General features: G+C 66.9%; 3 protein-coding genes and 1 pseudogene. All 4 read right to left on the reverse strand.

The window, feature by feature from the left end:
• Positions 1-220 (reverse strand): annotated as a pseudogene (locus ACTIAO_RS17165) (AI-2E family transporter); the annotation flags it as partial.
• A gap of 88 nt (positions 221-308) precedes the next feature.
• Positions 309-1,163, reverse strand: coding sequence for a sugar ABC transporter permease (locus ACTIAO_RS17170; protein ID WP_441839119.1), 855 nt, complete (start codon positions 1,161-1,163; stop codon positions 309-311).
• On the reverse strand, positions 1,160-2,746 hold the full coding sequence (locus tag ACTIAO_RS17175) for an ABC transporter permease subunit (RefSeq protein ID WP_441850542.1): 1,587 nt from the start codon (positions 2,744-2,746) through the stop codon (positions 1,160-1,162). Before ACTIAO_RS17175 ends, ACTIAO_RS17170 begins: the two co-directional genes overlap by 4 nt.
• A 114-nt stretch (positions 2,747-2,860) precedes the next feature.
• Complete coding sequence (locus tag ACTIAO_RS17180) at positions 2,861-4,114, reverse strand: sugar ABC transporter substrate-binding protein (RefSeq protein ID WP_441841770.1); 1,254 nt, start codon at positions 4,112-4,114, stop codon at positions 2,861-2,863.
• Positions 4,115-4,332: the final 218 nt, after the last annotated feature.

A 4,332-nucleotide genomic window follows, 5' to 3' on the forward strand; every position in this document is an offset into this window, starting at 1 on the left:
CGAACGCCGACGCGAACACAATCGCGAGCAGCACCGGGATCACGACGACCGTCAGGGTCTGCAGCCCCCAGATCAGCCCGGCCGCGAGCACGACGATCGCGACGATCTGGATCGATCTGGTCGCGAGCGTGCCGAGGCTGTCGCGCCACGGATTGTGCACCGCACGGGCGAGAGCCTGAGGCGCGATGGAGCGCGGCGGCCCGGAACGACGACCGAACATAAGTTTCCCCCCTGGTCGATGTCCTCCTATCCTGCCCGATCGACCCTCTGCGGTCTCACCGACCGGCCAAGATTTCCTCGTGTCGGCGCTACTTCACGGCCCCGGCGGTCAGACCGCCCACGATGTACTTCTGCAGGAAGAGGAACAGCGCGACCACCGGCAGCGCCGCCATCACCGCGCCGGCGGAGAACGCGCTCCAGTCGGCGTAGCGCGGGTTCGACACGAGCTTCGTGAGCCCGACCGCGAGCGTCTGCACGTCGGAATCGATCAGCACGACCGATGCGACGACGAACTCGTTGACCGACGCGACGAAGCTCAGAAGCGCGACGACCGCGAGGATCGGCGTGACCAGCGGCAGCACGATCGTGAAGAACACGCGCGCGTGGCCGGCGCCGTCGATCCGCGCAGCCTCATCGATCGACTGCGGGATCGTGTTGAAGAACCCGTACATGAGATAGGTGTTCACGCCGAGCGCGCCGCCGAGATACACGAGGATCAGGCCGATCCGGCTGTTCAGACCGATCGCCGGGAACCAGTCGCCGAGCGCGCTGAGCAGCAGGAAGATCGCCACGACCGCCAGCAGCTGCGGGAACATCTGCACGATGACGATCGCGATCAGCCCGAACCGCCGCCCGGTGAATCGCATCCGCGAGAAGGCGTATGCGGCGAGCGCCCCGAGGAACACCGTGAGGATCGCGGTGATCCCCGAGATGATGAGTGTGTTCCCGAACCACGCGACGAACGGCACCTGCGGGTTCGTGAGGATCCGCTCGAAGCTGTCGAACCCGATCTTCGAGAAGAGCGCGTTGGATCCCGTGAGCGTTCCGTTGGGATTGAGGGCGCTGGAGATGACGAACACGACCGGCATGAGCGCGACGATCAGCACGAGCATGCCCGTGACGTGGCGCCATCCGGTGTCGAGGAACCATTTCTTGGCGTTCATCCGTTCAGCTCCTCGAGCGACTTGGTGCGCCGGAACGCGAGGGCGGCGATCACCGCGACGATGAGGAAGATGATGATCGTGTAGGCGCTCGCGAGACCGTAGTCGCGCGTCTGACCGGTGAAGGCGACCTTGTAGACCATCGAGATCAGGATGTCGGTGTGCCCGACCGGGATCGCCGCATCCGAGTCGCGCGGCCCGCCGTTGGTGAGCATGTACACGACGTTGAAGTTGTTGAAGTTGAACGCGAACGACGAGATCAGAAGCGGCGCGATCGACACGAGCAGCAGCGGCAGCTTGATCAGTCGGAACACCTGCCACGGCTTCGCGCCGTCGACCGTGGCGGCCTCCTGCAGCTCCTCCGGGATCGATTGGAGCGCGCCCGTGCACACGAGGAACATGTATGGGAACCCGAGCCAGATGTTGACCATGAGCACCGAGACCTTCGCCATCCATGGATCCGTCAGCCAGGGGATTGAGGCCCCGCCGAAGATCACCTGATTCAGGAATCCGAAGCTCTCGTTCATCATGCCCGCCCACACGAGCGCCGAGAGGAACGATGGGATCGCGTACGGCAGGATCAGCAGGGATCGGTAGACGCGCCGGGCCCGCATGCGCTTGTGGTTGAAGGTGATCGCGAGGAACAGGCCGATCGCGAACGTCGCGGCCACCGTGATCGCGGCGAACGCGAACGTCCACAGCGTGACGTAGAAGAGGGGGCCCGCGAGGCGGGAGTCCGAGACCGCCCGCACGAAGTTGTCGAACCCGACCGCGACCTTCCAGCCCGGCAGCAGCTCCTCGCCGCTGTCCGAGGTGAACGCGCCCGTGCCGATGTCCTCGTACACGGTGCCCGTGGCGGTGTCGGTGATCACGTCGCCGTCGTAGTCGAGCGTCGACGTGTAGCGGTACGCGCTGGATCCGTCGGGCGTGCTGAGGCGGCCGTCACCGGGGTCGTCGCTGAACGCGACCGACAGGTCGGCGACCTCGCCCTGGCGCTCGAGCACATCGGCGAACTGCAGGCTCTCCCACCCGTCCGCCGCGACCGCACGGTCGCCGTCGAACGTCGCGTCGACCGCGGCGAGCGGATCCTCTGCCGTCCCGAGCAGCGCGTTGCCGCCGGGCGAGGTGACGAGCAGCCCGAGCTCGCCGCCCGACTCGACCACCGTGACGGGGTACGCGGGCGAGTCCGGAACGCGCTCGAGCGCAGAGGCCATCAGGGCGTTCACGGCCTGATCCTTCGAGCCGTTGTGACCCGTTCCGTAGTTCGTGAACCCGACGTAGCCGGTGTAGAGCAGCACGAACACCTGGAACAGGGCGAGGAAGAAGACGCCGGGCGCGAGGTACTTCGCCGGCAGCGCGCGGCGGGAGAAGTAGATCCAGTTGATGAGGATCGCCACGGCGACGACGATCGCCAGCACGCCCCACTCGGCGAAGGTCGCGAGCACGAACACGGCGTACACCGCGATCGCATCGACGATGCCGACGATCACGAGCTTCACGATCATGCCGCGGATGCTGCCGCCCGCCTGATCCGCGATGCCGCGCGCGCGATCCTGCCGGCGGCGACGGCTCGGATCCGTCGTCATGCGCTCGGTCTGCGTACTCACGGCGCTCCTCTCAAGTCATGGCGGTCGCCGCGTTCTGCGGGCGCGCTCGCGCGCGGGCCGCAGAAAGCGGCGACCAGTCGGGGTCGGCCCGGATCAGCCGATGGCCGCTTCGATGTCGGCCGCGAGCTTCTGCCAGCGCTCGACCGGCTCGGATCCGCCGATGATCTCGGCCTCGGCGATGCCCCAGTACTCGAACACGGCGCCCATGGCGGGGACCGCGGGCATCGGCACGGCGTTCTCGCCGACGGTCGCGAAGCCCGCGATGATCGGGTCATCCGACGCGGTCTCGGCGGCGGCGCTCAGCGCGGGGAGGATGTTTCCGGCCTCGAACAGCGCGAGCTGCGCTTCCTCGGTGCCGATGTAGTTGACGAGGAAGTCGGTCGCGGCGACCTTGTTCTCTGACTCGGCGGAGAGGAAGAAGCCCTTGACGCCGGCGAACGGCGCGGCGACCTCATCGGTCGGGCTCGGGATCGGGTCGATCGCGACGTCGATGCCCGCGTCGACCGCGGCACTCACGTTCCACGGACCGGTCAGCCAGAATGCGGCGTCGCCGTCGAGGAACGCCTGCTTGGCGATGTCGCCGTCTACGTCGGTGTTGAACTCGCCGGATCCGTTCTTGCCGTGCTCGCCGAGCCACGCGGCGAACTCCTCGCCGCCCGCGTTGCCGATCTGCAGGTCGGTCGCGTCGTATCCCTCGTCGTCCGTGCCGAACACCTGCGCACCGAACGCCGTCTGGAAGGGGTACAGGTGGTACGGGTCGCCCTCGGCGCCCTGCTCCACGATGAACGGGCTCTCGAGGCCCGCGTCGTTACCGGCGGCGATCATCTCGTCGAAGCTCGAGGGCTGTTCCGGAACGAGCTCCTGGTTGCGCAGCACCGCGATGTTCTCGACCGCGTACGGGAGCATGTAGACGGTTCCGTCGTAGGTTGCGGCGTTGATCGCGACGTCGAGGTAGTCGCCGGCCGCGTCGCCGAGCTCGAGCGGCGCGACGACGCCGTTCGTGGTGAGCTCGCCGAGCCAGTCGTGCGCACCCATCGCGATGTCGGGGCCCTCGCCGGTCGGAACCTGCTGGATGAAGTCATCCTTGATGTCGCCGGTGTCCTTGCCGACGATGTCGACGGCGACCCCCGTCTTCTCCTCGTACGCGTCCGCGGCGCCCTGCAGCGAAGAGGTGCGCTCGGAGTCGACCCAGACGGTCAGCGTCGTGGACGCCGCCTGGTCGGATCCGGCGCTCGCCGCGTCGTCCGCGGGCGCGTCTGCGTCGGATCCGCCCGAGCATCCGGCGAGCCCGAGCGCTGCCACGAGGGAGAGAGCCGCGATTGCGCGGGTCGGCTTTGTCACCGTCATCGGTGTGGCCTTTCGTCAGTCTGGCAACAGCACCAGATTTGTAAGCGATTGCAGTCTTGGAACGTTAGCGATGCCGACGCGAGGATCCGTGTCGAGAGTCGTTAGCGAAATCCAGCATGCATGACGCGTTCGCAAATTGCAAACGTTTCCATTTTATCGACGCATCCCCTACGCTTCTGAGCATGACGAACGAATGGTGGCGCTCCGCCGTGATCTAT

The organism is Microbacterium sp. (assembly GCF_052099035.1).
Taxonomy (GTDB): Bacteria; Actinomycetota; Actinomycetes; order Actinomycetales; family Microbacteriaceae; genus Microbacterium.

What these genes read in the sequence shown, in the direction of transcription:
- ACTIAO_RS17175 (WP_441850542.1), bottom strand. Translation starts at nt 2,746, where the DNA reads ATGACGACGGATCCGAGCCGTCGCCGCCGGCAGGATCGCGCGCGCGGC.
- ACTIAO_RS17170 (WP_441839119.1), bottom strand. Translation starts at nt 1,163, where the DNA reads ATGAACGCCAAGAAATGGTTCCTCGACACCGGATGGCGCCACGTCACG.
- ACTIAO_RS17180 (WP_441841770.1), bottom strand. Translation starts at nt 4,114, where the DNA reads ATGACGGTGACAAAGCCGACCCGCGCAATCGCGGCTCTCTCCCTCGTG.